The sequence below is a fragment of the Paenibacillus rhizosphaerae genome, from assembly GCF_014192015.1.
GTDB lineage: Bacteria > Bacillota > Bacilli > Paenibacillales > Paenibacillaceae > Paenibacillus_AQ > Paenibacillus_AQ rhizosphaerae.
In genome coordinates, this window is the sequence record NZ_JACHXJ010000001.1 from 620,824 (window position 1) to 646,243 (window position 25,420).

General features: G+C 53.8%; 21 protein-coding genes. All 21 read left to right on the forward strand.

What is annotated here, in order from left to right; all coding sequences use genetic code 11:
* Window positions 1–10 precede the first annotated feature (10 nt).
* The 21 genes from FHS19_RS02730 (at window position 11) to FHS19_RS02830 (ending at window position 25,239) form a co-directional block, all read left to right on the forward strand.
* The gene (locus tag FHS19_RS02730) at window positions 11–811 is read left to right on the forward strand and encodes a phosphatidate cytidylyltransferase (protein WP_183578260.1); all 801 of its coding nucleotides are present in this window, start codon (window positions 11–13) and stop codon (window positions 809–811) included.
* 18 nt (window positions 812–829) lie between these two features.
* The gene (locus FHS19_RS02735; protein ID WP_183578263.1) at window positions 830–1,969 is read left to right on the forward strand and encodes a 1-deoxy-D-xylulose-5-phosphate reductoisomerase; all 1,140 of its coding nucleotides are present in this window, start codon (window positions 830–832) and stop codon (window positions 1,967–1,969) included.
* A 215-nt stretch (window positions 1,970–2,184) separates the two neighbouring features.
* Window positions 2,185–3,456 carry an RIP metalloprotease RseP gene (rseP, locus tag FHS19_RS02740; RefSeq protein WP_183578267.1) on the forward strand — a complete coding sequence of 424 codons (1,272 nt, stop codon included), beginning with the start codon at window positions 2,185–2,187 and terminating at the stop codon, window positions 3,454–3,456.
* Between the two features lie 52 nt (window positions 3,457–3,508).
* On the forward strand, window positions 3,509–4,957 hold the full coding sequence (gene proS / locus FHS19_RS02745; RefSeq protein ID WP_183578270.1) for a proline--tRNA ligase: 1,449 nt from the start codon (window positions 3,509–3,511) through the stop codon (window positions 4,955–4,957).
* A 197-nt stretch (window positions 4,958–5,154) separates the two neighbouring features.
* Window positions 5,155–9,471, forward strand: coding sequence for a PolC-type DNA polymerase III (locus tag FHS19_RS02750; protein ID WP_183578273.1), 4,317 nt, complete (start codon window positions 5,155–5,157; stop codon window positions 9,469–9,471).
* A 195-nt stretch (window positions 9,472–9,666) separates the two neighbouring features.
* The gene (gene rimP, locus FHS19_RS02755; RefSeq protein WP_183578276.1) at window positions 9,667–10,128 is read left to right on the forward strand and encodes a ribosome maturation factor RimP; all 462 of its coding nucleotides are present in this window, start codon (window positions 9,667–9,669) and stop codon (window positions 10,126–10,128) included.
* A gap of 38 nt (window positions 10,129–10,166) precedes the next feature.
* Window positions 10,167–11,264: a transcription termination factor NusA gene (gene nusA / locus FHS19_RS02760; protein ID WP_183578279.1), complete on the forward strand. Its 1,098-nt coding sequence runs from the start codon at window positions 10,167–10,169 to the stop codon at window positions 11,262–11,264.
* 25 nt (window positions 11,265–11,289) lie between these two features.
* Window positions 11,290–11,598: an RNase P modulator RnpM gene (rnpM, locus tag FHS19_RS02765; RefSeq protein WP_076168056.1), complete on the forward strand. Its 309-nt coding sequence runs from the start codon at window positions 11,290–11,292 to the stop codon at window positions 11,596–11,598.
* Window positions 11,591–11,914 carry a YlxQ family RNA-binding protein gene (locus FHS19_RS02770; RefSeq protein WP_076168054.1) on the forward strand — a complete coding sequence of 108 codons (324 nt, stop codon included), beginning with the start codon at window positions 11,591–11,593 and terminating at the stop codon, window positions 11,912–11,914. Before rnpM ends, FHS19_RS02770 begins: the two co-directional genes overlap by 8 nt.
* A complete protein-coding gene (infB, locus tag FHS19_RS02775) occupies window positions 11,907–14,510 on the forward strand; it encodes a translation initiation factor IF-2 (RefSeq protein ID WP_183578283.1) in 2,604 nt (867 codons plus the stop codon). Before FHS19_RS02770 ends, infB begins: the two co-directional genes overlap by 8 nt.
* Before the next feature lie 14 nt (window positions 14,511–14,524).
* Window positions 14,525–14,878: a 30S ribosome-binding factor RbfA gene (rbfA, locus tag FHS19_RS02780; protein WP_076168050.1), complete on the forward strand. Its 354-nt coding sequence runs from the start codon at window positions 14,525–14,527 to the stop codon at window positions 14,876–14,878.
* A gap of 25 nt (window positions 14,879–14,903) precedes the next feature.
* Complete coding sequence (locus tag FHS19_RS02785) at window positions 14,904–15,881, forward strand: DHH family phosphoesterase (protein WP_183578286.1); 978 nt, start codon at window positions 14,904–14,906, stop codon at window positions 15,879–15,881.
* Window positions 15,878–16,798 (forward strand): tRNA pseudouridine(55) synthase TruB, encoded by a 921-nt coding sequence (truB, locus tag FHS19_RS02790; protein ID WP_183578289.1) that lies wholly within the window; start codon window positions 15,878–15,880, stop codon window positions 16,796–16,798. The genes FHS19_RS02785 and truB overlap by 4 nt, the downstream gene beginning before the upstream one ends.
* Window positions 16,798–17,778, forward strand: a complete 981-nt coding sequence (locus tag FHS19_RS02795) for a bifunctional riboflavin kinase/FAD synthetase (protein ID WP_221223821.1) — start codon at window positions 16,798–16,800, stop codon at window positions 17,776–17,778. Before truB ends, FHS19_RS02795 begins: the two co-directional genes overlap by 1 nt.
* Before the next feature lie 162 nt (window positions 17,779–17,940).
* Window positions 17,941–18,210 carry a 30S ribosomal protein S15 gene (gene rpsO, locus FHS19_RS02800; protein WP_076168040.1) on the forward strand — a complete coding sequence of 90 codons (270 nt, stop codon included), beginning with the start codon at window positions 17,941–17,943 and terminating at the stop codon, window positions 18,208–18,210.
* A 149-nt stretch (window positions 18,211–18,359) separates the two neighbouring features.
* Window positions 18,360–20,456: a polyribonucleotide nucleotidyltransferase gene (gene pnp, locus FHS19_RS02805; RefSeq protein ID WP_183578295.1), complete on the forward strand. Its 2,097-nt coding sequence runs from the start codon at window positions 18,360–18,362 to the stop codon at window positions 20,454–20,456.
* Window positions 20,457–20,668: 212 nt separating this feature from the next.
* Entirely contained in the window at window positions 20,669–21,658 is a 990-nt protein-coding gene (locus FHS19_RS02810; protein ID WP_183578298.1) for a polysaccharide deacetylase family protein, read from the forward strand.
* 191 nt (window positions 21,659–21,849) lie between these two features.
* A complete protein-coding gene (locus FHS19_RS02815) occupies window positions 21,850–23,079 on the forward strand; it encodes a M16 family metallopeptidase (RefSeq protein ID WP_221223857.1) in 1,230 nt (409 codons plus the stop codon).
* Window positions 23,054–23,500: a dUTP diphosphatase gene (gene dut / locus FHS19_RS02820; RefSeq protein ID WP_183578304.1), complete on the forward strand. Its 447-nt coding sequence runs from the start codon at window positions 23,054–23,056 to the stop codon at window positions 23,498–23,500. Before FHS19_RS02815 ends, dut begins: the two co-directional genes overlap by 26 nt.
* A 246-nt stretch (window positions 23,501–23,746) precedes the next feature.
* Window positions 23,747–24,646 carry a dipicolinate synthase subunit DpsA gene (gene dpsA / locus FHS19_RS02825; protein ID WP_076168027.1) on the forward strand — a complete coding sequence of 300 codons (900 nt, stop codon included), beginning with the start codon at window positions 23,747–23,749 and terminating at the stop codon, window positions 24,644–24,646.
* Window positions 24,643–25,239 carry a dipicolinate synthase subunit B gene (locus FHS19_RS02830; RefSeq protein ID WP_183578307.1) on the forward strand — a complete coding sequence of 199 codons (597 nt, stop codon included), beginning with the start codon at window positions 24,643–24,645 and terminating at the stop codon, window positions 25,237–25,239. The genes dpsA and FHS19_RS02830 overlap by 4 nt, the downstream gene beginning before the upstream one ends.
* Window positions 25,240–25,420 lie beyond the last annotated feature (181 nt).

Genomic DNA, 25,420 nt, shown 5'->3' on the forward strand with positions numbered 1-25,420 from the left:
ATGAATACCGTTGAAACAACGACTGATCACGGGAATTGTTGCGGGTGTTGTTTTTCTGGGATTTTGCCTGCTTGGCGGCCTGCCGTACCACATTCTAGTCCTGGCGATGGCAATGATCGGATATTATGAGTTTGTAAAAATGACCCGGGTATCCCCGTTTATCGGTACGGCCATGCTGGGATACCTGGGCGTGCTTTTGTTTATGTTCCCGTGGAAGCTGCTGGATATCAGCCTTCCGCTTCCGCTCGGGCACGTCATCTGGCTGCTTCTGTTCCTGTTCCTGCTGGTGACCGTGGTTACCAAGAACAAGGTGGACATTCAGATGACCTCCCTGCTCTTTTTGGGAGCTGTTTATGTGGGCGTAGGCTTTTCATACATTGCCGAATCCCGCAGCGCTCCGGACGGACACGGCGTGTTTTGGACGTTCCTGCTGCTGGTGTCGATTTGGGCGAGCGATGCGGGAGCGTACTTCGTAGGCAAATGGATCGGCACCCACAAGCTGTGGCCGGCGATCAGTCCGAATAAAACGATCGAAGGCGCCCTTGGCGGCGTCATCATCGCCATGTTGACATCGGCGGTCTTTGCGCTTCTGTCGGGCGGACTGCTCACGATTGGACGAGCCTTGGCCATCGGCCTGGCATGCGCGGTGGCCGGTCAGCTTGGGGATCTGGTCCAATCGGCGTACAAGCGTGTATACGGCATCAAAGATTCGGGAAATCTGCTGCCGGGTCATGGGGGCATCCTGGACCGCTGCGACAGCTGGATTATCGTATTTCCGTTCGTACATATCGTGATGCTGATGCCTTATTAATACGAGAGAAGGTTCAATATGAAGAAATTAAGCGTTCTCGGCTCTACCGGTTCGATCGGCACGCAGACGCTGGATGTCGTGTCGAAGCATCCGGAGCATTTTCAAATCGAAGGGCTTGCGGCCGGGTCGAATGTGGAGCTGCTGCTCCGGCAGGTTCATCAGTTCAGACCGAAGAAGGTTTCGGTCGCAACCAAAGAACTGGCTGAACAGGTGAAGACGCAGATTTCGCCCGGTACGGAAATTTTCTATGGAAATGAAGGGCTGGTGGAGGTTGCAGCCGGCACGGACGCCGATACGGTGGTAACGGCTGTGGTAGGCAGCATGGGGCTGCATTCCACGCTGGCGGCGATCGAAGCTGGCAAGCACATTGGACTGGCCAACAAAGAGACGCTTGTGACCGCAGGTCATCTTGTCACGGAGGCCATTAAGCGAAAAGGCGTGAATATGCTGCCGATCGACAGCGAGCACTCGGCCATATTTCAATGCCTGAACGGTGAGCGCCGCGGCGATCTGGCCGGCATCACACTGACCGCTTCCGGCGGTTCGTTCCGGGATTTGACCCGGGAGCAGCTCCAATCGGTCACGGTGGAGGATGCGCTGAAGCATCCCAACTGGTCGATGGGTGCAAAAATCACCATCGATTCGGCGACGATGGTCAACAAAGGGCTGGAAGTGATTGAAGCCCATTGGCTGTTCGGCCTGCCGTATGAGCAGATCCACGTGCTGCTTCACCCTGAGAGCATCATCCATTCTTTTGTGGAATTCCGCGACACGAGCATCATCGCCCAGCTGGGCAATCCGGACATGCGCGTACCGATCCAGTACGCCCTGACGTACCCGGAACGTTGGGATTCGCCTGCCAATCGGCTGTCGCTGGCCGAAGTGGGCAAACTGCATTTCAGAGAAATGGATATGGAGCGGTTCCCTTGTTTAAGACTTGCCTTTGAATGTGGTAAAATGGGTGGTACAGCAACCACTGCGTTTAACGCAGCAAACGAAGTGGCGGTAGGCCGGTTTTTAAACAGGGAGATTTCGTTTTTACAGATAGAGGATATTCTTGAAGAAGTGCTTGACCGGCACGCCAACATTCCGAATCCGCAGCTGGCGGACATTGAGGAATGCGACCGGAATACGCGGCTGCTTGCTGCCAAGCTGTAGGCTGGCGCGCAAGCGGCATGACAATACTTCACTCTACTCCCCTGACTTAAAAAAATGACGAGAAGTGATTCTCTTGTGCGGGACCGGAGAATAATGATAATCTATATAGACTGAATTAAAGACGAGCTTCTTTTCGCGCTATTGGCTTTAATCCATCTGATGATATAGATGCGACAGAACTTTCGGTCTCAGACAAATTAAGGGGGATGCGACGCTTGGAAATGGTGCAGGTAGTTTTTTTGACGGTGCTCATGTTTTTCGTCATCGTGACGGTACATGAATGGGGCCATTTTTACTTTGCCAGACGCGCCGGCATACTGGTACGGGAGTTTGCGATCGGTTTCGGTCCGAAACTGTTTTCTTATAAACGCAATGAAACGCAGTTTACGCTGCGTCTGCTGCCATTTGGAGGATATGCCCGGATGGCGGGGGAAGATCCCGAAATCGTGGAAATTCACCCTGGACAGACCATCGCGGTCCGCGTCAGCGGCGCCGAAGTAAAGAAGATATACTTGGATCAGCTGGACAACCGCAAGAACGTCATCCGCGGAGAAGTGGAATTCATCGATATGGTCGATGATTTGAAGGTCCGCCTGAACGTGGACGGCGAGAGCCAGCAGTATCCGATTTATCCGAAGGCGATGCTTGTCGCCAAATCCCATGAGACGCAAATTGCGCCGAGAGACCGCCAGTTTGCCAGCAAGACGGTGGGGCAGCGGGCGCTCTCGATTTTTGCGGGTCCGCTGATGAATTTTATTCTCGCCTTCGTTCTCTTCGTGGTTCATTTGCAAATGGCGGGAATTCCGCTGGAAAATCCGACGTACGTGCAGATCGGTGACGTATCCAAAGGCATGCCTGCATATGAAGCGAACCTGAAGAAGGGCGACATCATCGAATCGATCGATGGCGTGAAGATCGGCGCGGATTATCAGAAAATGATTGATCTGACCTCCAAATCCAAGGACAAGCCGATGGAATGGACGATCCGCCGGGGAGACGAGGTGTTTAATGTAACGCTGACTCCGCGTGCGATGGAAGGCCAGGAAGGCGGCAAGGTGGGCATTACGCCGCAGCTGCCAAGCCGCAAAGCGTCGATCGGCGAAACGTTCAGTGGAGCGGGAGTCGCGATGGTCGATACGACCAAAATCATTTTCCAGGGCTTCGGCCAGCTGATCAAGCAGTTTAACATGGACGATCTGGGCGGACCTGTCCGGACGTTTGAGGTGACGGGCCAGATTGCGAAGCAGGGCATTGTGCAGCTGACGTATTGGGCGGCGATTCTCAGCCTCTACCTGGGGATCTTCAACCTGCTGCCGATCCCGGCGATGGACGGAAGCCGGCTGGTGTTCCTCGGCGTCGAAGCGCTGCGGGGCAAGCCGATCGATCCGAGCCGCGAGGGCATGGTCCACTTTGTGGGCTTCGCCATGCTGTTCCTATTAATGATTGCCGTAACCTATAACGATATATTACGATTGATTAACGGATAACTAATGATGTCCCCGGCTAGAACGGGGTGAACTTGGGAGGAAGTCCATTTTTATGTCAAACGATAAACAATTTGTGACGGAGATTACGCCGCAGGGAGAAGATTTCTCCCGCTGGTATATTGATGTGATCAAAAAAGCCGATCTGATGGATTATTCGCCGGTCCGCGGCTGCATCGTCTTCCGTCCGGACGGCTATGAAATCTGGGAGCACATCCAGCGTGATCTGGACCGCCGTTTCAAGGAAACGGGCCATCGCAACGCCTATTTTCCGCTCTTTATTCCGGAGAGCTTTTTCCAGAAAGAAAAAGAGCATGTCGAAGGCTTTAATCCCGAGCTTCCTTGGGTGACGGAAGCAGGCGGAGACAAGCTGGAGGAGCGTCTGGCGATCCGTCCGACGTCGGAGACGATGTTTGGGCATATGTACGCCAAATGGATCCAATCCTACCGCGACCTGCCGGTGCTGATCAACCAGTGGGCCAACGTCGTCCGCTGGGAGAAGCGCACGCTGCCGTTCCTCCGCACGAGCGAGTTTTTGTGGCAGGAAGGCCATACCGCTCATGAGACGGAAGAAGAAGCACGTGAAGAAACGATGAAAATGCTGGAAGTGTACCGTCAATTCGTGGAAGAGTTTTTGGCGATTCCGGTCATTACCGGCCAGAAGACGCCTTCCGAGAAATTCGCCGGCGCGGTGGAGACGTTCTCCATCGAGGCGATGATGAAGGACGGCCGCGCGGTTCAGGCGGGAACCTCCCACTACCTGGGCACGAACTTTGCGGTGGCGTTTGACATTCAATACTTAAGCAGAGACAACAAGCAGGAATACGTGCACACGACATCTTGGGGCACAAGCACGCGCCTGATCGGCTCGATGATTATGGTGCACGGCGATGACCGCGGCCTTGCGCTGCCGCCGAAGGTCGCTCCGACACAGGTGATCATGATTCCGATCGGACCGCCGAAAACATGGGAAGCAGTCGTAGGCCGCACGGACGAGCTGTTCGCCGAGCTGAAGCAGGCAGGTATCCGCGTGCGCGTGGACGACCGCAGTGACCTTCGTCCGGGATGGAAATTCAACGAATACGAAATGCGCGGCGTTCCGGTCCGTCTGGAAATCGGTCCACGTGACATGGAGAACGGCGTCTGCGTGCTCGTCTCCCGGATTACCGGCGAGAAGAAGGTTGTTCAGCAGGCCAACCTGGTCGAAGAAGTTCAGACGATGCTGGATCAGGTGCAGAAGGAAATGTTCGATCGCGCCAAGCAGTTTATGAACGACCATTTCTATTCGGTGGATACGCTGGAGGAAATGAAGAGCAGCATGGAACAGCAGCGCGGATTTACCCTGGCGGGATGGTGCGGTTCGGAAGCCTGCGAGAGCAAGGTGAAGGAAGAAACCGGGGCAACCAGCCGGAACATTCCTTTCGAACCTGCGGAAGAGAAGCATACCTGTCTGGTATGCGGACAGCCTGCCAAGCATACCGTCGTTTTTGCCAGAGCGTATTAATGCCGCGGCAGCCAAGCTGCGAGATTGATTCGTTTCACGCATAAGCAGGGAAGAACCCGGCGGATCGGTAGAGAGGCCGGATGAAATAATGAATGAGGAGCTTCTGCCAGAAATGAGTCGGTGCACGAGATCGAGACATTTTTGTGAACAGAGGCTCTTCATGTTTATGGATTAGCGCTTTAAAGGGGGAGGAGAGCATGGAAAACGTGGGGGAAAAGAGAAAACGGTTCGAGCTGCTGATGAAGCAGGGGGAAATGCCGCCCGCGATCGTGGATCCTTATTTTCTGGATGGTCATATCGAACAAGTGGAGATCAGCCGGAGCAATCAGGAATGGAGAATTACCATTTGGAAGGAAACCTTGGTCCCCGGTGAGGTGTACCGGACGTTCTGCCTGAGGCTTCAGGAGAAAATGCAGCATATTGCAAAGCTGTCGTTTGTATTCAAGTATGCGGAAGAAGTGGACCGCAAAGACATTGTCGGCGCATATTGGAACCTTTTCCTGGAGTGGGTTCACCGCGAAATTCCTTCCGTCAACGGCTGGATGGCCAGGGCCAAACATGAGCTGGACGGGGAAACCCTGCTGGTCACGATGTCCGATAATACGTCGCTGGAGTTGGCGAGAAAGAAGCAGATCGACCAGGCGCTCACTCGTTTCTTCGCGCATTACTTCGAAGTTCCTCTCCGTGTCAAAATTCAAATCGGCGAAGTCCAGCGGGAAATGTACGAGGAGTTTGAGCAGAAGAAGCTCGAGGAAGAGCGTGAGGTTATCCAGAAGATGATCTCCAACATGGAGGCGGAAGCGCGCGCAGCCGAAGGTGACGATGAGGAAGTCTTTCTTCAGGTCGGTTACGATATCAAGGAGCAGCCGGTTCCGATTCAGGAAATCCAGGACGAAGAGAAAAAAATTACGGTACAGGGCACGATTTTTGGCCTGGACCGCAAAGAGCTGCGCAACGGAAGCACGCTGTTCATATTTAACCTGACGGACTTTACGGATTCCCTGCAGATGAAAATGTTTGCCAAGACAAAGGAAGATGTGAAAGTTCTGAGCCTGCTCGCCAACGGCAAATGGGTGAAAGCCCGCGGCCGGGTCGAGATGGACCGCTTCATGACGATTCCCGAACTGGTCATGATTCCTTCGGACTTGATCGAAGTCCAGGCGCCGCCTACCCGCAAGGATAATGCTCCGGAGAAACGGGTGGAATTCCACCTGCATACGACGATGAGCACGATGGACGCCGTGACGCCAATCGACCAGTACATTAAGACAGCCGCCAAGTGGGGTCACAAAGCGATCGCCGTGTCTGATCACGGCGGCGTGCAGTGTTATCCCGACGCGGCAAAGGCGGCGAAGAAAAACGGGATCAAGATGATTTACGGCGTCGAGGCCAACGTGGTGAACGATTCGGTTCCGGTCGTCATGCAGCCGAGGCCAATGGACCTGAAATCTGCGACTTACATCGTATTCGATATCGAGACCACCGGCCTGTCGATTACGAACAACAAAATCATCGAGCTTGCGGCCGTCAAAATGCAGGAAGGCAAGGAAGTCGACCGCTACGCTACGTTTGTCAACCCGCATGAAAAAATACCGTATCACATCCAGCAGTTGACCAACATTAACGATGAAATGGTCAAGGATGCGCCGGAGCTTGAGCCCGTCATCCAGGACTTCGTCAAGTTTGTCGGTGACGGCGTACTTGTAGCTCACAACGCACGGTTCGACGTCGGCTTCATCCAGGCTGCCCTGAAGGGGCTCGGCATGCCGGAACTGGACAACCCTGCGCTGGATACGCTGGAGCTGGCCAGATTGCTACATCCGACGATGAAAAACCACCGCCTCAACACGTTGGCGGATAAGTATAAAGTGGCGCTGGAAAGCCACCACCGGGCGATTGACGATACGATTGCCCTGGCCGGCATTCTGGACGGACTGCTGGCGGATGCCGAGAAGATCAAAGGACTGACCCGTCTGGAACGCTTGAACGATTACGTCGGCACGGATCTGTCCAATTCACGTCCGTTCCACTGCGGAATCTACGCGCTGAACCCGATCGGCAAGAAAAACTTGTACAAGCTGGTGTCGATGTCGCACACCGAATACTTCAAGCGGGTGCCGTGCATCCCGAAATCGAAGCTGGAGGAGATGCGCGAAGGGCTGCTGGTTATCTCCGGCTGCGAGAAGGGCGAGTTTTTCGAAACCGTGCTGAACAAGACGGTGGAGGAGGCGACGGAGGTCGCGCAGTTCTATGATATTTTGGAAATTCAGCCGCTGACGATGTACATGCACCTTGTAGAAAAGGGGCTCGTCGGAAGCACGATTGAGCTGAATAACGCCATCAAAACGGTGTGCGAGATCGGGGAAAAGCTGAACAAGCCTGTGATCGCCACCGGTAATGTGCACTACTTGGAGCCGCGGGATAAGCTGTTCCGGGATATTACGATTCACGGTATCACGGGCTTTAGCCCGCTGAAAGATATCCGTAAGCCGGATGCCCATTTCCGGACGACGGAAGAGATGCTGGAGGAATTCGAGTTTCTTGGTCCGGAGAAGGCGATGGAAGTGGTTGTGACGAATACCAACGAACTCGCCGACCGCTTTGAGGAGTACGAGCTGTTCCCCGACAAGCTGTTTACGCCGATTATCGACGGGGCGGATGAAGAAATCCGCAACACTTGTTATGCCACGGCACGGTCGATTTATGGCGAAGACTTGCCGGAAGTTGTCGTTGCGCGGCTGGAGAAGGAGTTGGAGCCGATTATCAAATACGGCTTCTCCGCCAACTATCTCATTTCCGAGCGGCTGGTGAAAAAGTCGAACCAGGACGGCTATCTCGTCGGTTCCCGGGGCTCCGTCGGATCGTCCGTCGTCGCGACGTTCCTCGGCATCTCCGAGGTTAACCCACTGCCGGCGCATTATATTTGCAAAAATCCGGAATGCAAGCACAGCGAATGGTTCCTGGACGGCAGCGTGCCGAGCGGATTTGACCTTCCCGACAAGCAATGCCCGAACTGCGGCCAAATGCTGAAGGGCGAAGGCCAGGACATTCCGTTCGAAACGTTCCTCGGCTTTAAGGGCGACAAGGTTCCCGATATCGACTTGAACTTTTCCGGGGAATATCAGCCAACAGCACACAACTATACGAAAGAGATTTTTGGTGAAAAATGTGTGTTCCGTGCAGGAACGATAGGGACAGTGGCCGAAAAAACGGCTTTCGGTTATACCAAGAAATACGAAGAGGAATACCATAAAAAGTGGCGCGGAGCGGAGCTGAACCGGCTCGCCGCCGGATGCACCGGCGTCAAGCGGAGCACAGGCCAGCACCCGGGCGGCATCGTCGTCGTGCCTGACTACATGGAAGTGGAAGACATCACGCCGGTCCAATACCCGGCGGACGATACAAACGCGGAATGGAAGACGACCCACTTCGATTATCACGCCTTCGACGCAAACCTGCTCAAGCTCGATATTCTGGGGCACGATGATCCGACTATGATGCGGATGCTGCAGGATTTGACGGGGGTCGATCCGACGACGATTCCGATGAACGATCCGAAGGTCATGAGCATGTTCAACTCAACGGAGGCGCTCGGGGTAAAGCCGGAGCAAATCCGGACGCCGGTGGCCACCTACGGCGTGCCGGAGATGGGGACGAAGTTCGTCCGCCAGATGCTGATTGAGTCGAAGCCATCTTCCTTTGCCGACCTGCTGCAAATCTCAGGTCTGTCCCACGGAACGGGCGTATGGCTCGGCAATGCGCAGGAGCTCATCAAGAACGGCACCTGCAACATCAAGACGGTGATCGGCTGCCGTGACGACATTATGCTGTTTCTGATTTACAAAGCCGGCATGGATGCGAGCCTGGCGTTTAAGATTACGGAGAGCGTGCGTAAGGGCAAGGGATTGACGCCGGAATGGATCGAGGAAATGAAGCGGTGCAAGGTGCCGCAGTGGTATATCGATTCCTGTCTCAAAATCCAGTACATGTTTCCGAAAGCGCACGCCGCTGCATATGTTATATCTGCGGTCCGGACGGCCTACTTCAAGCTGTACCATCCGATCGAGTATTACGCCACCTACTTCTCGGTCCGGGCTGAAGACTTCGATATCGAGCTGTGCTGTCAGGGCTATGAGGCGATCTACCGGCAAATCGAGGAGATCGAGCAGAAGGGCTTCCAGGCAACGACCAAGGAAAAAAGCATGCTCTCGATCCTTGAGATGGCGCTGGAGATGACCGCACGCGGCTTTACGTTCAAGCCGCTCGATCTGTACCGTTCCGATGCGACCCGGTTTACGGTGGACGGGGAATCGCTGATTCCTCCGTTCTCGGCGCTGGCCGGCATCGGGGAGAACGCGGCCAAGAATATCGCCGCCGCCCGCGAATACGGGGAGTTTCTCTCCATTGAGGATTTCCAGCAAAAATCCAAGGCGAGCAAGACGATCATCGAGCTGCTTACGGGAATGGGCTGCTTCCGGGGGCTGCCGGAGAGCAACCAGCTTTCGTTATTTTAATTCCGTCTTTTGCGTGTAACGCCCTAACCCCTTGCTGGACAAGGTTTAGTCAAGGCATCATACTTGTCAGTACTGCCAGACTATGTTATAATTTTTTTGGTAATCATGTAGATAAAACCGTTGTTTAAAGAGTGGGGCGACCCACTCTTTACTCTTTGGTATATAGGATATTTGAAGCCTTGGAGGTTATAATCTTTGAGCACACCGAAGATCAAAGGAATTGTGGAACAAATGGTACAGCCCTATTTGGATGAGCATAACTTCGAGCTGGTCGACATCGAATACGTGAAGGAAGGCAGCAACTACTTTCTTCGCGTCTTTGTTGACAAGGAAGGCGGCATCGATATCGATGACTGCGGGATGATCAGCGAGTACCTGAGCCACAAGCTGGACGAGAACGATCCGATTCCCGAAGCATATTTTCTGGAAGTTTCCTCCCCTGGCGCCGAACGTCCGCTCAAGAAGAAAGAAGACTTAGCCAAAGCCGTCGGCAAGGATATTTTTGTAACGGTTTACGAGCAGGTAGAAGGCCAGAAGGAATTTGAAGGCCGGCTTCTTTCGTTCGAGGACGACGTTCTTGTCATTTCTGCGGGTAAGAAGGAATACAGCATCCCGTATGCAAAAGTTGCCAGCGCTAGACTGGCGATTATTTTTTAAGTACAAGGCTGCACTTTGAAAGGGGGAATTGATTTCCAATGAGTATGGATTTTATTGAAGCGATGAATGAGTTGGAAAGAGAGAAAGGAATCAGCAAAGACATTTTGTTCGAAGCCATCGAGGCGGCGCTGATCTCCAGCTACAAACGTAATTTTAACACGGCGCAGAACGTTCGCGTCGACATGAACCGGAATACCGGGGTTATCAAAGTGTTCGCCCGCAAGCTGATCGTGGAAGAGGTGCTGGATCCCCGCACCGAAATTTCCCTGCCTGCCGCCCGCGAGATCAATCCGCATTTCCAAATTGAGGATATTGCGGAAATCGAGGTCACTCCCCGGGATTTCGGCCGGATTGCCGCCCAGACGGCCAAACAGGTCGTCACCCAGCGGATCCGCGAGGCGGAGCGCGGCCTGATTTATAACGCCTTCGTCGACAAAGAAGAGGATATCGTGACCGGTACAGTCCAGCGCCAGGATCCGCGTAACTTCTACGTGGACCTTGGCAAGGTGGAAGCGGTGCTGCCGCTCAACGAGCTGATGCCGAACGAAAAGTTCAAGCACGGCGACCGGATCAAAGCCTACATCACGAAGGTGGAGAATACGACCAAGGGGCCGCAAATCATGCTGTCCCGGACGCATCCGGGGCTCTTGAAGCGATTGTTCGAGCTGGAGGTTCCGGAAATTTTCGACGGTGTCGTGGAAATTCGCTCTGTCGCACGTGAAGCCGGATTCCGCTCGAAGATCGCGGTGTATTCCCGCAATCCGGAAGTGGATCCTGTCGGCTCCTGCGTCGGGCCGAAGGGCATGCGTGTGCAGACCATTGTCAATGAGCTGCGCGGTGAAAAAATCGACATCGTCCGTTATTCCGAACAGGTGGAAGAGTATGTGGCCAATGCCCTCAGCCCTTCCAAGGTTCTGGAAGTGATTGTATTTGAAGACGAGAAGATGGCACGTGTCATCGTGCCGGATTATCAATTGTCTCTCGCGATCGGGATCAAAGGACAAAACGCCCGCCTTGCAGCCAAGCTGACAGGATGGAAGATCGATATTAAGAGTGAGAGCCAGGCGGAACAGGAATTCGGCAGACCGAAAACATCCTCGGGTGAAATGCATCAAGATTCCGTCTCCGTCGATTAATTCCAAACAGGACGGGGGTCGCGGCATGAAACAAAGAAAAGTCCCGCTGCGCAAATGCGTGGCATGCCAGGAAATGATGCCCAAGAAGGAACTGATCCGTATTGTCAAAACGCCGGAAGATGAAGTGCTGATCGACCTGACTGGCAAGAAGTCGGGCCGGGGGGCTTACCTCTGTGGCAAAGTATCTTGTTTTAAACTGGCACAGAAGAACAAATCACTGGATCGGGCTCTGAAGCATCATGTCAAACCGGAAATTTACGAGCAGCTCGCAGATGACTTTGTGCTCGTGGAAGACGAATTTTTGGCCGTAAAGGAACGTTCGGTTGATGAGTAAAACTTTGTCCCGCCTGGGTCTTGCCATGCGGGCGGGGAAAGTGGTCACCGGTGACGAAATCGTCCTGAAAGCGATCCGGTCTTCCGAAGCGAAACTGGTCATGCTGGCGGCTGACGCCTCAGCCAATACACAAAAAAAGTTCCGCGATAAATGCGGGACATACAACATTCCTCTGGTGATCGGATTTGACCGGGAAAGCCTGGGCACAAGCATTGGAAAGCCCGAAAGGGTTGTGCTCGCCATTACGGATCAAGGATTCGCAGAAATGATCTCCAAGAGTCTTGGAGATAATTCGGAGGTGGAGTATATTGAGTAAACAGGACAGTAAAGATAAGCTGCGCGTGTACGAATATGCAAAATCACTTAATATGAGCAGTAAGGAAATCATAACCATTTTGAAAAGGCTTGATATTCCCGTTAACAATCATATGAGCGTTATGGAGAATGATGCGGTCTCGAAAGTGGAACAATTTTTTAAGGATATTAAGTCGAATGCGGCCGCCAAGCGGGAAGGCGGAGACCGCCAGACCGTGGCGAGCACTTCCGCGGTCAGAAACGAGTCAGGCACTCAGCGTAACCAGGGCGGCCGGGCAGCCGGATCGGACCCATCACAAAAACAACAGGAAAAGCAGGTAGGTATGAATAATAAATTGAATAACACCACACAATCAGGGTCGCAAAGACCGCAGGGCGGGCAGGATTCCCGCAGAAGTCACTCAGGATCTCAGCAAAGCAGACCGCAAGGTCAATCAAGCGGATCAGGCAACCGCACGCAAGGAGCGGGAACAAATAATCGGAATCAAGGACCATCACAGGGCAATCGTCCGCAAGGCAATTCCCAACCGGGTAACCGTCCTCAAGGGTCGGGCCAAGGTGGCAACCGTCCTCAAGGGTCCGGACAGGGTGGCAGCCGTCCGCAAGGTTCCCAGCAAGGCGGAGGACAGCGCACAGGCAACCGGCCTGCGCAAGGCAGTGACAACAGACAGAACGATAATCGCGGCGGAGGCAATAACCGCAACCAGAACCGCGGCAACAATGGTTCGAAGCGCTTTGACGATAACCGCCAGGGCGGAGGATTTAACCGAAACAACCGTGGAGGCAAGAATAATAGAGGCAGACAGCAATCACAGCAGCCACCGCGCGAAAAAATCGACAACACGCCGAAGAAAATCATCGTACGCGGTTCGATGACCGTCGGTGAAACAGCGAAGCTGCTTCATAAGGATGCTTCCGAAGTGATTAAGAAGCTGATCCTTATGGGCGTCATGGCAACGATCAACCAGGAACTCGACATCGATACGATTCTGCTGCTTGCCGGCGAATTCGGCGTCGAAGTTGAAGTGAAGATCGTGGTTGAAGACGACCGCTTCGAGACCGTTGAGGAGAATGACGAACCCGCTGATCTGAAGACGCGTCCGCCGGTTGTTACCATCATGGGTCACGTCGACCACGGTAAAACGACACTGCTGGATGCGATCCGTTCCACGAACGTGACCGGCGGCGAAGCCGGAGGCATTACGCAGCATATCGGTGCTTACCAGGTTGAAATCAACGGTAAAAAAATTACTTTCCTAGATACACCAGGTCACGAAGCGTTTACGGCGATGCGCGCACGTGGTGCCCAAATTACGGACCTTACCATTATCGTCGTTGCAGCTGATGACGGCGTTATGCCGCAGACGGTGGAAGCCATCAACCACGCAAAGGCGGCCGAGCTGCCGATCATCGTGGCTGTGAACAAAATCGACAAGCCGGATGCCAATCCGGATAAAGTGAAGCAGGAGCTGACCGAATACGGTCTCGTTCCGGAAGAGTGGGGCGGAGACACCATTTTCGTCAACGTATCCGCGAAGCAAAGAATGGGACTTGAGGATCTGCTCGAGATGATCCTTCTGGTCGCTGAAGTGAACGAATACAAAGCGAATCCGGACAAACGCGCCCGCGGTGCGGTCATCGAGGCCGAGCTGGATAAAGGCCGCGGACCGGTAGCCCGTGTATTAGTACAGCACGGTACGCTGAAAGTCGGGGATGCGTTCGTGGCAGGCAACTGCTTTGGTCGTGTCCGCGCCATGGTTAATGACAAGGGCCGTCGCCTGAAGGAAGCGGGTCCGTCTACCCCGGTTGAAATCACCGGTTTGACAGAAGTACCTCAAGCAGGCGATCCGTTCATGGTTTTCGAAGACGAGCGCAAAGCCCGTTCGATTGCCGAAAAACGTGCGATTACCCAGCGTCAATCGGATCTGGGCAGTAACGTCCGTGTAACGCTGGATGATTTGTTCCAGCACATTAAAGATGGGGAAATCAAAGATCTGAACGTGATCATTAAAGGTGACGTGCAGGGTTCGGTCGAAGCGCTGAAGGGTTCCCTTTCCAAGATCGAAGTGGAGGGCGTACGCGTCAAAATCATCCACAGCGGCGCAGGTGCAATTACCGAGTCCGATATCATTCTGGCGGCGGCGTCCAATGCGATCGTCATCGGTTTTAACGTCCGTCCAGATCCGCAGGCCGGCGCAACCGCCGAGCAGGAGAAAGTGGATATCCGCCTGCACCGCGTTATTTACAACGTCATTGAAGAGATCGAGCAGGCCATGAAGGGCATGCTGGATCCGGAATATAAAGAAGTGGTTATCGGCCACGCGGAAGTGCGCAACCTCTTCAAAATCAGCAAAGTGGGTACGATTGCCGGATGTATGGTTACGTCAGGCAAGATCGCGCGTAACGCCGAAGTCCGCCTGATCCGCGACGGCATCGTCATCCATGAAGGTAAGATCGATACGCTTAAACGTTTCAAGGACGACGCCAAAGAAGTGGCACAGGGTTATGAATGTGGCATTACTTTGGAAAGCTATAATGACGTCAAGGAAGGCGACGTTATTGAAGCGTTCATCATGGAAACGGTGGAGCGCAAGTAGAGAGGTGAACAGGCATGGCTAAAATTCGGGCTGGACGGGTTGGAGAGCAGATCAAGAAAGAGCTGAGCCAGCTTATCCAAAGCGAACTGAAGGACCCGCGCATCGGTTTCGTTACCGTAACCGGTGTGGATGTGACGAACGATTTGTCGCAGGCGAAAGTTTATTTAAGCGTTCTGGGCGATAACGAGCAGAAGAACAACACGCTGAAGGCTCTGGAGAAGGCGAACGGCTTTCTCCGCTCGGAGCTCGGCAAACGAGTCCGGCTGCGCCATACCCCGGAGCTGATTTTTAAGTTTGACGAATCCATCGCGTATGGCAGTCACATCGAGAAGCTCCTCGGTGAAATCGGAAAAAACGAAGATAACTAAATAAAAGATTTAAAGGAGACGGCCAATGCAGACCTATGAACAATCGCTTGAGCAGGCAAAGGAGTTTTTGCTGACGCATGATGATTATCTTGTAGTGTCTCATATTCAGCCGGACGGAGATGCAGTCAGTTCCACCGTTGCCGTGGGCTGGCTTCTCTCATGTCTGGGCAAAAAATTTACTCTGATCAATGAAGGGCCGATTCCTGAACGGATGAAATTTTTATGCCTGTCAGAGCAGATCGTGAATATGGAGCTTCATCCACCGGAACGTTCATTCAAGCATGTCATATGTGTGGATTGCGCCGATTTTGGAAGAGTGGGATTGACGCAGCAATGCTTCGCTCCGGATGCCTTGATCCTGAACATCGATCACCATCCGACCAACAACGGCTATGGTAGTGCGACGCTGATCAAGCCGGACGCTGCGGCGACGGCCGAAATTTTGTATGATCTGATCCATGCTTTCGGATTTCAATGGACAAAGGAGATTGCGACCGCAATCTACACCGGGCTGCTGACGGACACCGGCGGTTTCCGCTATTCCAATACGTCCCCTAAAGTGATGGCGGCGGCTTCCGAGCTGCTCGGCTATGGAGTCAACGGGCCGGTGCTGTCGGAGAATCTGCTCGAGGCGATGACCCTGCCCCAGATGAAAGTGCTGGTCAAAGCGTTGAACACACTCGAGATGACGCCGGACGGCAAAATCAGCTGGGTATACGTTACTCCCGAGCACATGGTGGAGGCCGGTGCGGCCAACGAAGACCTGGAGGGCATCGTGAACTATCCGCGGAACATCCAGGGCGTCGAGGTCGGTATTTTATTCAAAGTGATCCATGACCAAGCGGTTAAAGTTAGCCTACGGTCTGCCGGCAAGGTTGACGTAGCCGCCCTGGCACAGACGTTCGGAGGAGGCGGGCATGTCCGCGCAGCGGGCTGCCGGATCGAAGGAACGCTGGATACGATTATTCCTCAGGTTATAGAACGGGTGAGACAATTTTTATGAGCAGCTTAGAAGGTGTATTGGCCATCGATAAGCCGGCGGGGATGACCTCGCACGATGTCGTTGCCAAGGCGCGCCGTATATTGAAAATGAAGCGGATTGGGCATACCGGAACACTGGATCCCGAGGTTACCGGTGTTTTGCCGCTCTGCCTCGGCCGGGCGACCCGGGTGGTGGAGTATATGCAGGAGCTTCCGAAGGAATATGCGGCGACCCTGCGGCTGGGCATTGCCACCGACACGGAGGATTTGACCGGTACGGTCACGGAATCTGTGGACGAGGTCCATGTCATGCCGGAAGATGTGGAGAAGGTGCTCCGCTCATTTGAGGGGACGATTTCCCAGGTGCCCCCCATGTACTCTGCGGTCAAGGTCGGAGGCAAACGGCTCTACGAGCTGGCACGGGAAGGCAAGACGGTTGAGCGCAAAAGCCGCGAGGTGACGATTCACGAAATTGAAATGACCGGATCGGCCTGGCAAGAGCCTTATCTGGACATTTCCTTTCGGGTTCTGTGCTCCAAGGGGACATATATTCGGACGTTATGCGTGGATATCGGGCGGGCTCTGCATCTGCCGTCTACGATGGTGAAGCTGGAACGCACGATGTCGGCAGGAATTCCGGCTTCGAAGTGCCTCACGCTCGAAGATATCGAGCGCCTGACTGAGACGGGGGAGCTGGACGAGCATTTGATTCCGATCGATGAAGCGGTCCGGCATCTTCCGGCACATACCGTGTCCGAGGAAAAGGCGGCTGCCGCCATGCAGGGTCAGAGGCTCTCGGGCAGAGCGGTTACGCCGGAGGTTATGCTGCCCGGATGCATACGTCTGTATGATCCACAAGGAACGTTTCTCGGTATTTTCGAAAAACAGGCAGAGACGGGGGCCATCGCTCCGGTCAAGGTATTTCTGCCGGAGTCATAATGATTATCTATGGAATTGCAGGTGAAAGAACAGTGAAAACCGTATATTTATCGTACCCGCTGCCTGCGGAGGTCATCCGGGAGCATACCCGGCCGCAGGTCGCAGCCATCGGACAGTTCGACGGAGTGCACCTTGGCCATGCCAGCGTCATCTCTTCTGCGGTGAATCTGGCAAAGGACAAGCAAATCCCTTCGGCCGTCATGACATTCCATCCGCATCCGAAGGACGTGATGAAGAAGGGGGACTACGAGGGAAGCCTGACGCCCCTGCAGGAGAAGCAGGAGCTGCTGGCCGGCCTGGGGGTCGATATCGTATACGTCGTTGAGTTTAACGATTCCTTTTCCCATGTAAGTCCGCAGGAATTTGTGGAAGGGGTGCTGTTTCCCTTAGGCATCGAGGCCGCCGTGGTCGGCTTCGATTTCCGCTTTGGGCACAAGGGGGAAGGCAATGCCGAAATGCTCCGCCTGTTGGGGAACGGCCGGCTGAACGTTGAAGTCATCCCGCCGTTTGAGTTGGAAGGCGGGAAGGTCAGCAGTTCGGAAATCCGCAAAGCGCTGCAAAGGGGAGACCTGGAGCGGACCGGCCGTCTGCTCGGCCGCAGTTACCGGCTGCGCGGAACCGTAGTCGGCGGAGAAAAACGCGGCCGCACCATCGGTTTTCCGACGGCCAACTTGAAACTGGACGATAATTTCGTCTTTCCGGTTAAGGGCGTTTACGCGGTACGAGCCTTTTTGAATGGAAGGATTTTTCCCGGCGTCATGAATGTGGGGGTCAAACCGACGTTTCATGAGAACGAAACGGTGCCAAGCTTTGAGGTTCACTTGTTTGACTTTGACCGGGAAATTTACGGTGAGCATGTCACGGTGGAGCTGATCCATTTTATCCGGCACGAGCGGAAGTTCCCTTCCGTTCCGGAACTCATCGCCCAGATTCAGGCGGACGCGGATCGTGCCAGAGAACTGTTGAAGTCGGGCCGCTAAAGCTTACATGCTGGCGAACATTTACTTTTGCCGGTGAAGTATGCTATACTGATAAACGTTGCTGGATGCCCATGGGCTGAAGGAAAACCTTAGCTTGGATACACGATCTCACCGACGGTTTCTAGGCTAACGGCGATTATTTATGTTAAGGAGGTGAACAGGATGGCATTGACTCAAGAACGCAAACAACAACTGATCGAAGAGCACAAAACTCACGAGTCCGATACAGGATCTCCTGAAGTGCAAATTGCTATCCTTACGGAGAACATCGTTAATTTGACAGACCACCTGCGTACGCACAAGAAGGATCATCATTCCCGTCGCGGTCTTTTGAAAATGGTCGGTCAACGCCGTAAGCTGTTGGCATACTTGAAAAACAAGGATGTTAAACGCTATAGCGCTCTGATTGAAAAACTTGGATTGCGTCGTTAATAATCCATTTGTTCTACGGAAAGCAGCCTGGTTGTTCACCGTTTGTCCTTCTAGGAGTGACAGCGGGGCAACCGGGTTGCTTTTTATGCAGGACTATATGAATTATCCCCATCTGGGGAATACTGATTGAGTAATAAAGGAGGGATTTCATGGAAAGTCGTGTTGAAATGCAGTTAGGCGGCAGAACCCTGGTCATGGAGACCGGACGCCTCGCGAAGCAGGCTAACGCCGCCGTGATGGTCCGCTACGGGGAAACGGCCGTACTTTGTACAGTGACCGCCTCCAGCGAACCGAAAGATCTGGACTTTTTTCCGCTGACTGTAAACTATGAAGAAAGATTGTATGCCGTAGGTAAAATCCCGGGCGGCTTTATCAAACGGGAAGGCAGACCGAGCGAGAAGGCCATTCTGGCCAGCCGGTTGACCGACCGTCCGATTCGTCCGCTGTTCCCGGAAGGCTTCCGTAACGATGTGCAGGTGCTGAACCTCGTTATGAGCGTGGATCAGGACTGCTCGCCGGATATTGCGGCCATGATCGGTACTTCCGCAGCGCTGAGCATTTCGGACGTGCCGTTTGACGGACCGATCGGCGGTGTCATCGTAGGACGCGTGGACGGACAATTTATTATTAATCCGGACATCGCGCAGCAGGAGAAAAGTGACATTTACCTGGTTGTCGCAGGCACCAGAGACGCCATCATGATGGTCGAAGCTGAGGCGAACGAGATTCCTGAGGAAACGATGCTGGAAGCGATTATGTTCGGTCACGAGGAAATCAAAAAAATCGTGTCTGTCATTGATGAACTAACGCAAAAAGCCGGCAAACCGAAAATGGAAGTGAAGCTCCATGCGGTTGACGCGCAGGTCAATGCCGAAGTACGTGAATTCGCTGCACAGCGCCTCGTAGAAGCGGTACGCATCGCTGAGAAGCATGCCCGTCAGGACGCCATCGATGCGATCAACGAAGAAACGGTGACTTTCTTTGAACAAAAATACATAGAGACGCCAGAGCTCTTGAAAGATGTCAAAGAAGTGCTGCATGATATTGTCAAAGAAGAAGTTAGACGCCTGATTACCCACGATAAAGTCCGTCCCGACGGCCGGGGTCTGGACGAGATCCGTCCGATCGAATGCGATACGAGCATTCTGCCGCGCACACATGGTACAGGCTTGTTTACTCGTGGTCAAACCCAGGCTCTCAGCGTATGTACATTGGGTGCGCTCGGTGACGTGCAAATTCTGGACGGTATCGATTTGCAGGAAACCAAACGCTTTATGCACCACTATAACTTCCCGCCGTTCAGCGTAGGCGAAGCCCGTCCGCTTCGTGCACCGGGACGCCGCGAAATCGGCCACGGCGCGCTGGGTGAACGCGCCCTGTCGAAAGTTATTCCATCGGAAACCGAGTTTCCTTACACAATTCGTCTCGTTTCCGAGGTGCTGGAGTCGAACGGTTCCACATCCCAGGCAAGTATTTGCGCAAGCACGCTGGCCATGATGGATGCAGGCGTACCGATCAAGGCGCCGGTTGCCGGTGTAGCCATGGGTCTTATTAAAGACGGAGAGCATGTATCCATCCTGACGGATATTCAGGGGATGGAAGACCATCTGGGCGATATGGACTTCAAAGTGGCCGGTACAGCTGAAGGGGTAACCGCCATTCAGATGGACATCAAAATTGCCGGCATTGACCGTCAGATTTTGAATGACGCTCTGAAGCAGGCCAAAGAAGGCCGGATGTTTATCCTGAGCAAAATGATGGAAGCGATCCAGAAGCCAAGAGAGACTTTGTCTCCTTATGCTCCGAAGATCATCGTCATGAACATCAATCCGGATAAGATCCGCGACGTGATCGGCGCAGGCGGCAAGATCATCAACAAGATCATCGAGGAAACCGGTGTGAAGATCGACATCGAGCAGGATGGACGCGTCTTCATCGCATCGGCCAATGAGGAAATGAACCAGAAAGCCCGCTCTATTATTGAAGGAATCGTCCGTGAAGTCGAAGTCGGCGAAATTTATGTCGGCACCGTCAAACGGGTCGAGAAATTCGGCGCTTTTGTCGAAGTGCTTCCGAATAAAGAGGGACTTGTGCACATTTCCCAGCTCTCGACCGAGCGTGTCGGCAAAGTTGAGGACGTCGTGAATGTCGGGGATACGATCACCGTCAAAGTGACCGAGATCGACCAGCAGGGACGGATTAACCTGTCGCGCAAAGCGGTATTGGTTGCAGAATCCAAGGCTTAATTCAAGCGGAGCGGCTTCGTCAGAAGCCACGCTTGCTACCATATGCAGTCAAAGAGACAGAAAGTACTCACTTCTGGCTCTTTTTTTATGAGATCCGAAAGTATAAACTTCCAAGCCTAAACCTCTGGATGCTCTCTCGCGGCCTTCATTCATATTCCCGCCCGTCCTTTCATATGATGGGACAAAGTATGTTAAGGGAGATGAGCGGAAAAATGAACGGGAGACGGACAGCCATCGTGCTTGCCTGTTTTGCCACCATCGTCGGGCTCGCGCAGACCGGTGCGGTCGGGGACTATTTTCGGGACGTACGGCATCACCTGACTGCTCAAACCGCATTTGAGCCCCAGGCGGACGAGAAGCAGCTGGACCCGCTGTACAAGCAGATTCAAGAGAAGGCCGAGGCCACGCGGATTCCGCCGGTGGATGCGGTCGTGGACCGCGTCTGGAAGGCCATTCCGGGGTACAACGGTCTGGAGATCGACGTAGACAAGACTTATAAGCGGGCCAAGGCCCAGGGAGCCTCGGCTCCGATTACATATGTGTACCGTCAAATTTCCCCCAAGGTGAACCTGGGCGATTTGGCGGCCGAACCGATTTATAAAGGGAACCCGAAAAAGCCGATGGTTTCCCTGATGATCAACGTCGCGTGGGGGGACGAGTTTATCGTTCCGATGCTCGATACACTCGATGCGGAGAACGTAAAGGCAACCTTCTTTTTTGACGGAAGCTGGTTGAAGAAAAACCCGGAGATGGCCAAGGAGATCCAAAAGCGGGGGCATGAGCTGGAGAACCACGCGTATACGCATCCCAACATGAGCCAGCTGAGCCGCGAACGGGCAACGCTAGAAATCAGTAAAACCCAGCAGCTGTTGAAGGATACGCTGGGCGTGGAGAACAAGTGGTTTGCGCCGCCTTCCGGAGACTTTAATCAGCAGACCGTCCAAATCGCCGCCAGCCTCGGCCTGAAGACGGTGCTGTGGACGCTGGACACGGTCGATTGGCGGAAGCCCTCACCGGATTCCATCGTCAACAAGATCTCGGCCAAGGTGGAGCCGGGCACTTTGATTCTGATGCATCCGACCTCCTCCTCTTCCCAGGCGCTGAAGGGCATGATCCGCGTGATCAAGGCAAAAGGCCTTGTGCTGGGCACGGTCAGCCAGACGCTGTCCCCCGAGAGGGTCATGGCGCCCAAGGTTGAGTGAGACGGTTTTTTTTGATAGGATAGGGATTGCGCTGGCTGTAGTCAGGAAAGTTACGACTCGGCCATCATTTGCATGAAGAACGGGTTACTAGTCAGAACTGAACAGGGGGCAGCCTGGAGGTTCATTGGATTAATTATAGGAGGGCCTCTCGCGTGAAAAAAATAAACTTAAGCAACGGCCTTAGAGTGGTCATGGAGAAAATTCCGACGATGCGGTCGGTTTCCTTTGGCATTTGGGTCAAGACGGGCTCCCGCCACGAAACTTTGGCCAACAACGGCATTTCCCATTTTATCGAGCACATGCTGTTTAAAGGGACCGAACGGTTTGACGCCAAGGCAATTGCCGAGGAATTCGATGCCATTGGCGGCAATGTGAATGCCTTTACTTCCAAGGAATATACCTGTTTTTATGCCAAGGTGCTGGATGAGCATCTGCCGATCGCCGTAGACGTGCTGGCCGACATGTTCTTCCGTTCCAAGCTGGACGGCCAGGAGCTGGCCAAGGAGAAGAACGTCATTCTGGAAGAGATTTCGATGTACGAAGATACGCCTGATGATATGGTGCACGACCTGATGGCCAAGGCGGTCTACGGGGATCATCCGCTCGCCTATCCGATTCTGGGGACGAAGGAACAGCTGGAAAGCATGGGATCTTCGGACCTTCGGGCCTATATGGATGAGCATTATACAATTGAAAATACCGTGATCAGCGTGGCGGGCAACATTGGCGATGACATGGTGGAGCTGCTGGAACGCCATTTTGGCGGTTTCCAAAACAGCGGGCGCGTCAGCGAACTGACCGTGCCTTCATTCCAAAGCGGGCTTTTGTACCACAAAAAGAAGACGGAGCAAAATCATATCTGTCTGTCCTTCCCGGGATGCTCGATCCACGATCCGCTTCAGTATGCCATGATTCTGCTCAATAACAGCATCGGCGGCGGGATGAGCTCGCGGTTGTTCCAGGAAATCCGGGAAAAGCGGGGACTCGCCTATTCGGTATACTCGTACCACAGCTCCAACGAAGACAGCGGATTGTTTACGATCTATGCCGGAACCGCGCCGAAGCAAACCAAAGACGTCATGGACCTGACCAAAGAGGTGCTGTCGGATGTCGCCGTAAACGGGATGACCGAGGACGAAATCCGCAAAGGGAAGGAGCAGCTGAAAGGCAGCCTGATCCTGAGTCTCGAGGGCACCGGCAGCCGCATGAACCGGCTCGGCAAAAACGAGCTGATGCTGGGCAAGCATTTTTCGCTCGATGACATGATCGAAAAGATCGAAAACGTGACGATGAACGATGTGAACGCCGTGCTGGACCGGATGTTCAGCCAGCCTTACGCACTGGCGATGGTCGGTTCGACGGACCGCGCCATTGCAGGGTTAAGGAGGGACGATTTTGTCACACTACGTACAAATTCATAAATTGCCGGGTCACGAGGATGTGCGGCTGCCGGAGAAAATGTCCGGCTCCGCCTCCGGATATGACCTGTACGCCGCCGTTGAAGAAGAAGTCGTCCTTCAGCCGGGGGAGCGCAGGCTCATCCCGACCGGATTTGCCATCGCCATGCCCGACGGGCTGGAGGCACAAATCCGCCCGAGAAGCGGGCTGGCTTTGAAGCATGGCATTACCTGCCTCAATACGCCGGGAACGATCGACGCCGATTACCGCGGGGAAATCAAGGTGCTGCTGATCAACCTAGGCCAGGAGCCGTTTGCGATTACCCGTAACGAGCGCATCGCCCAAATGGTGTTTATGGAAGTGCCTAAGGTGACGTTTGAGCAGGTGGACGTGCTGTCCGAAACCGTTCGCGGTGAGGGCGGATTCGGCCACACCGGCAAATAATTCATAGCTCAGTACAGCCTGGAGTTCGTTCCCGAAAGGGTCCGGTCTCCAGGCTTTTTTAGATTGAAGAAAGTATAATCCTCAGTAACCCGGCTACCTATATCGCAAGAAAATATGCCGTTAATGCGGTCCGGCTTCCTGGAATGTGCGTCGACATTTTTTAATTTGGCGGGCGTCTTTCACCCCTCCTTAGGCAGCGGCATATGATGGATTCATAACAGTGTTTTTGAAAGGAGTGACATCCTTGTGCTGACTGGAGTTCATATAGTGTTCCTAGGCGGGGATGCACGGCAGATCGAGGTGATCCGTAAATGTTCGGAGATGGATGCCACCGTCAGCGTGGTCGGATTCGACAAGCTGAATGAAAGGGTCCTGGGAGTCTCGTGGGAGCGCCTCTCTTCTGAACTGCTTTCTGCGGCAGACGTTCTCGTGCTGCCTGTTGTCGGGTGTGATGATACAGGAGCGATCCAGACGCCGTATTCTGGAGAGTCCTTAAAGCTGCTGGATGAGCATTTGGCCGCTCTTCCGTCGCATTGTACCGTGTATACGGGAATGGCCAAACCCTATTTGCGCAGTCTATGCGCAAGCCACGAGGTACGCCTGTTGGAACTGCTGGACCGGGATGACGTTGCTATTTTTAATTCTATTCCGACGGCGGAAGGCGCGCTGGTGATGGCAATCCAGAATACGCCGTTTACGATCCACGGTTCGGATTGTATTGTGCTGGGATTGGGGAGAACCGGGTTTACGATGGCGAAAAGCCTGCAGGGACTCGGGGCGAAGGTAAGGGCCGGCGTCAGGTCGGAAAAGGATTTTGCCAGAGCGGAGGTCATGGGCTGGGAGCCTTTCCTGACAAGGGATTTGGAGGATCATGTGCGAAGTGTCGACTTGATTTTTAACACGATTCCGACTATGATAGTCACAGCGCAAATCCTGTCAAGAATGCCCCAAAGCGCCGTCATTATTGACCTTGCTTCGGCTCCCGGAGGATGTGATTTCCGGTATGCGGAGAAGCGGGGAATTAAGGCCTTGCTGGCTCCCGGATTACCTGGAATCGTAGCTCCCAAAACAGCTGGAATGATTATTGCCAATGCTTTGGTACAGTTGATTTCGGACGAGATCAAGATTCGGGGGGATGGGGAATGAACTTGCAGGGTAAAACGGTAGGTTATGCGATTACGGGTTCACATTGTACGCTTGCTGAAATTATGCCGCAGATTCAACGGTTTATGGACGCCGGTGCCAAAGTGGTGCCGATTGTCTCCAATTCGGTGCAGGTAACGGACACCCGCTTCGGCACATCCGCGAGCTGGCTGGAGCAGCTGAAGAACATCACAGGGAGCGAGATCATCTCCTCAATCGTGGATGCGGAGCCTCTGGGACCGTCCAAACTGCTCGACGTGCTGGTTATTGCGCCTTGCACGGGCAATACGACAAGCAAGCTGGCCAATGCCATTACGGACAGTCCTGTCTTGATGGCCGCCAAGGCCCAAATGCGGAATTTGCGTCCGCTGGTGCTGGCGATTTCCACCAATGACGGATTGGGATTAAACGCAGCGAATATCGCCAAGCTGCTTGTGACCAAGAACATTTACTTTGTTCCGTTCGGTCAGGATAATCCGGTGCAGAAGCCCAATTCGCTGGTTGCGAACATGGAGCTGATCCCCGAAGCATGCGATGCGGCTCTTGATGGAAGACAACTGCAGCCTATGCTGATTCAACGCATGTTTTCTGCGTAATCCCAATCGGCTGCATTCGTTTCGAGTTCCGGCACCCGAAACTGCATTGTCCAGCCCCTAGCAGATGCTGCGGGCGGTAATTTTGCGCCCCATGCCGTAAGACACGGGGCTGTTTGCATCGTTTATTCCGGGCCGCCGTAATCGGATAAATATCAGTGTACAGAACATAAGTTGAAATGAT

Excerpts from the sequence above, each read along its gene's own strand:
- FHS19_RS02735 (WP_183578263.1), top strand. The coding sequence starts at position 830 with ATGAAGAAATTAAGCGTTCTCGGCTCTACCGGTTCGATCGGCACGCAG.
- proS (WP_183578270.1), top strand. The coding sequence starts at position 3,509 with ATGTCAAACGATAAACAATTTGTGACGGAGATTACGCCGCAGGGAGAA.
- FHS19_RS02750 (WP_183578273.1), top strand. The coding sequence starts at position 5,155 with ATGGAAAACGTGGGGGAAAAGAGAAAACGGTTCGAGCTGCTGATGAAG.
- nusA (WP_183578279.1), top strand. The coding sequence starts at position 10,167 with ATGAGTATGGATTTTATTGAAGCGATGAATGAGTTGGAAAGAGAGAAA.
- rnpM (WP_076168056.1), top strand. The coding sequence starts at position 11,290 with ATGAAACAAAGAAAAGTCCCGCTGCGCAAATGCGTGGCATGCCAGGAA.
- FHS19_RS02770 (WP_076168054.1), top strand. The coding sequence starts at position 11,591 with ATGAGTAAAACTTTGTCCCGCCTGGGTCTTGCCATGCGGGCGGGGAAA.
- rbfA (WP_076168050.1), top strand. The coding sequence starts at position 14,525 with ATGGCTAAAATTCGGGCTGGACGGGTTGGAGAGCAGATCAAGAAAGAG.
- FHS19_RS02785 (WP_183578286.1), top strand. The coding sequence starts at position 14,904 with ATGCAGACCTATGAACAATCGCTTGAGCAGGCAAAGGAGTTTTTGCTG.
- truB (WP_183578289.1), top strand. The coding sequence starts at position 15,878 with ATGAGCAGCTTAGAAGGTGTATTGGCCATCGATAAGCCGGCGGGGATG.
- FHS19_RS02795 (WP_221223821.1), top strand. The coding sequence starts at position 16,798 with ATGATTATCTATGGAATTGCAGGTGAAAGAACAGTGAAAACCGTATAT.
- rpsO (WP_076168040.1), top strand. The coding sequence starts at position 17,941 with ATGGCATTGACTCAAGAACGCAAACAACAACTGATCGAAGAGCACAAA.
- pnp (WP_183578295.1), top strand. The coding sequence starts at position 18,360 with ATGGAAAGTCGTGTTGAAATGCAGTTAGGCGGCAGAACCCTGGTCATG.
- FHS19_RS02810 (WP_183578298.1), top strand. The coding sequence starts at position 20,669 with ATGAACGGGAGACGGACAGCCATCGTGCTTGCCTGTTTTGCCACCATC.
- FHS19_RS02815 (WP_221223857.1), top strand. The coding sequence starts at position 21,850 with ATGGAGAAAATTCCGACGATGCGGTCGGTTTCCTTTGGCATTTGGGTC.
- FHS19_RS02830 (WP_183578307.1), top strand. The coding sequence starts at position 24,643 with ATGAACTTGCAGGGTAAAACGGTAGGTTATGCGATTACGGGTTCACAT.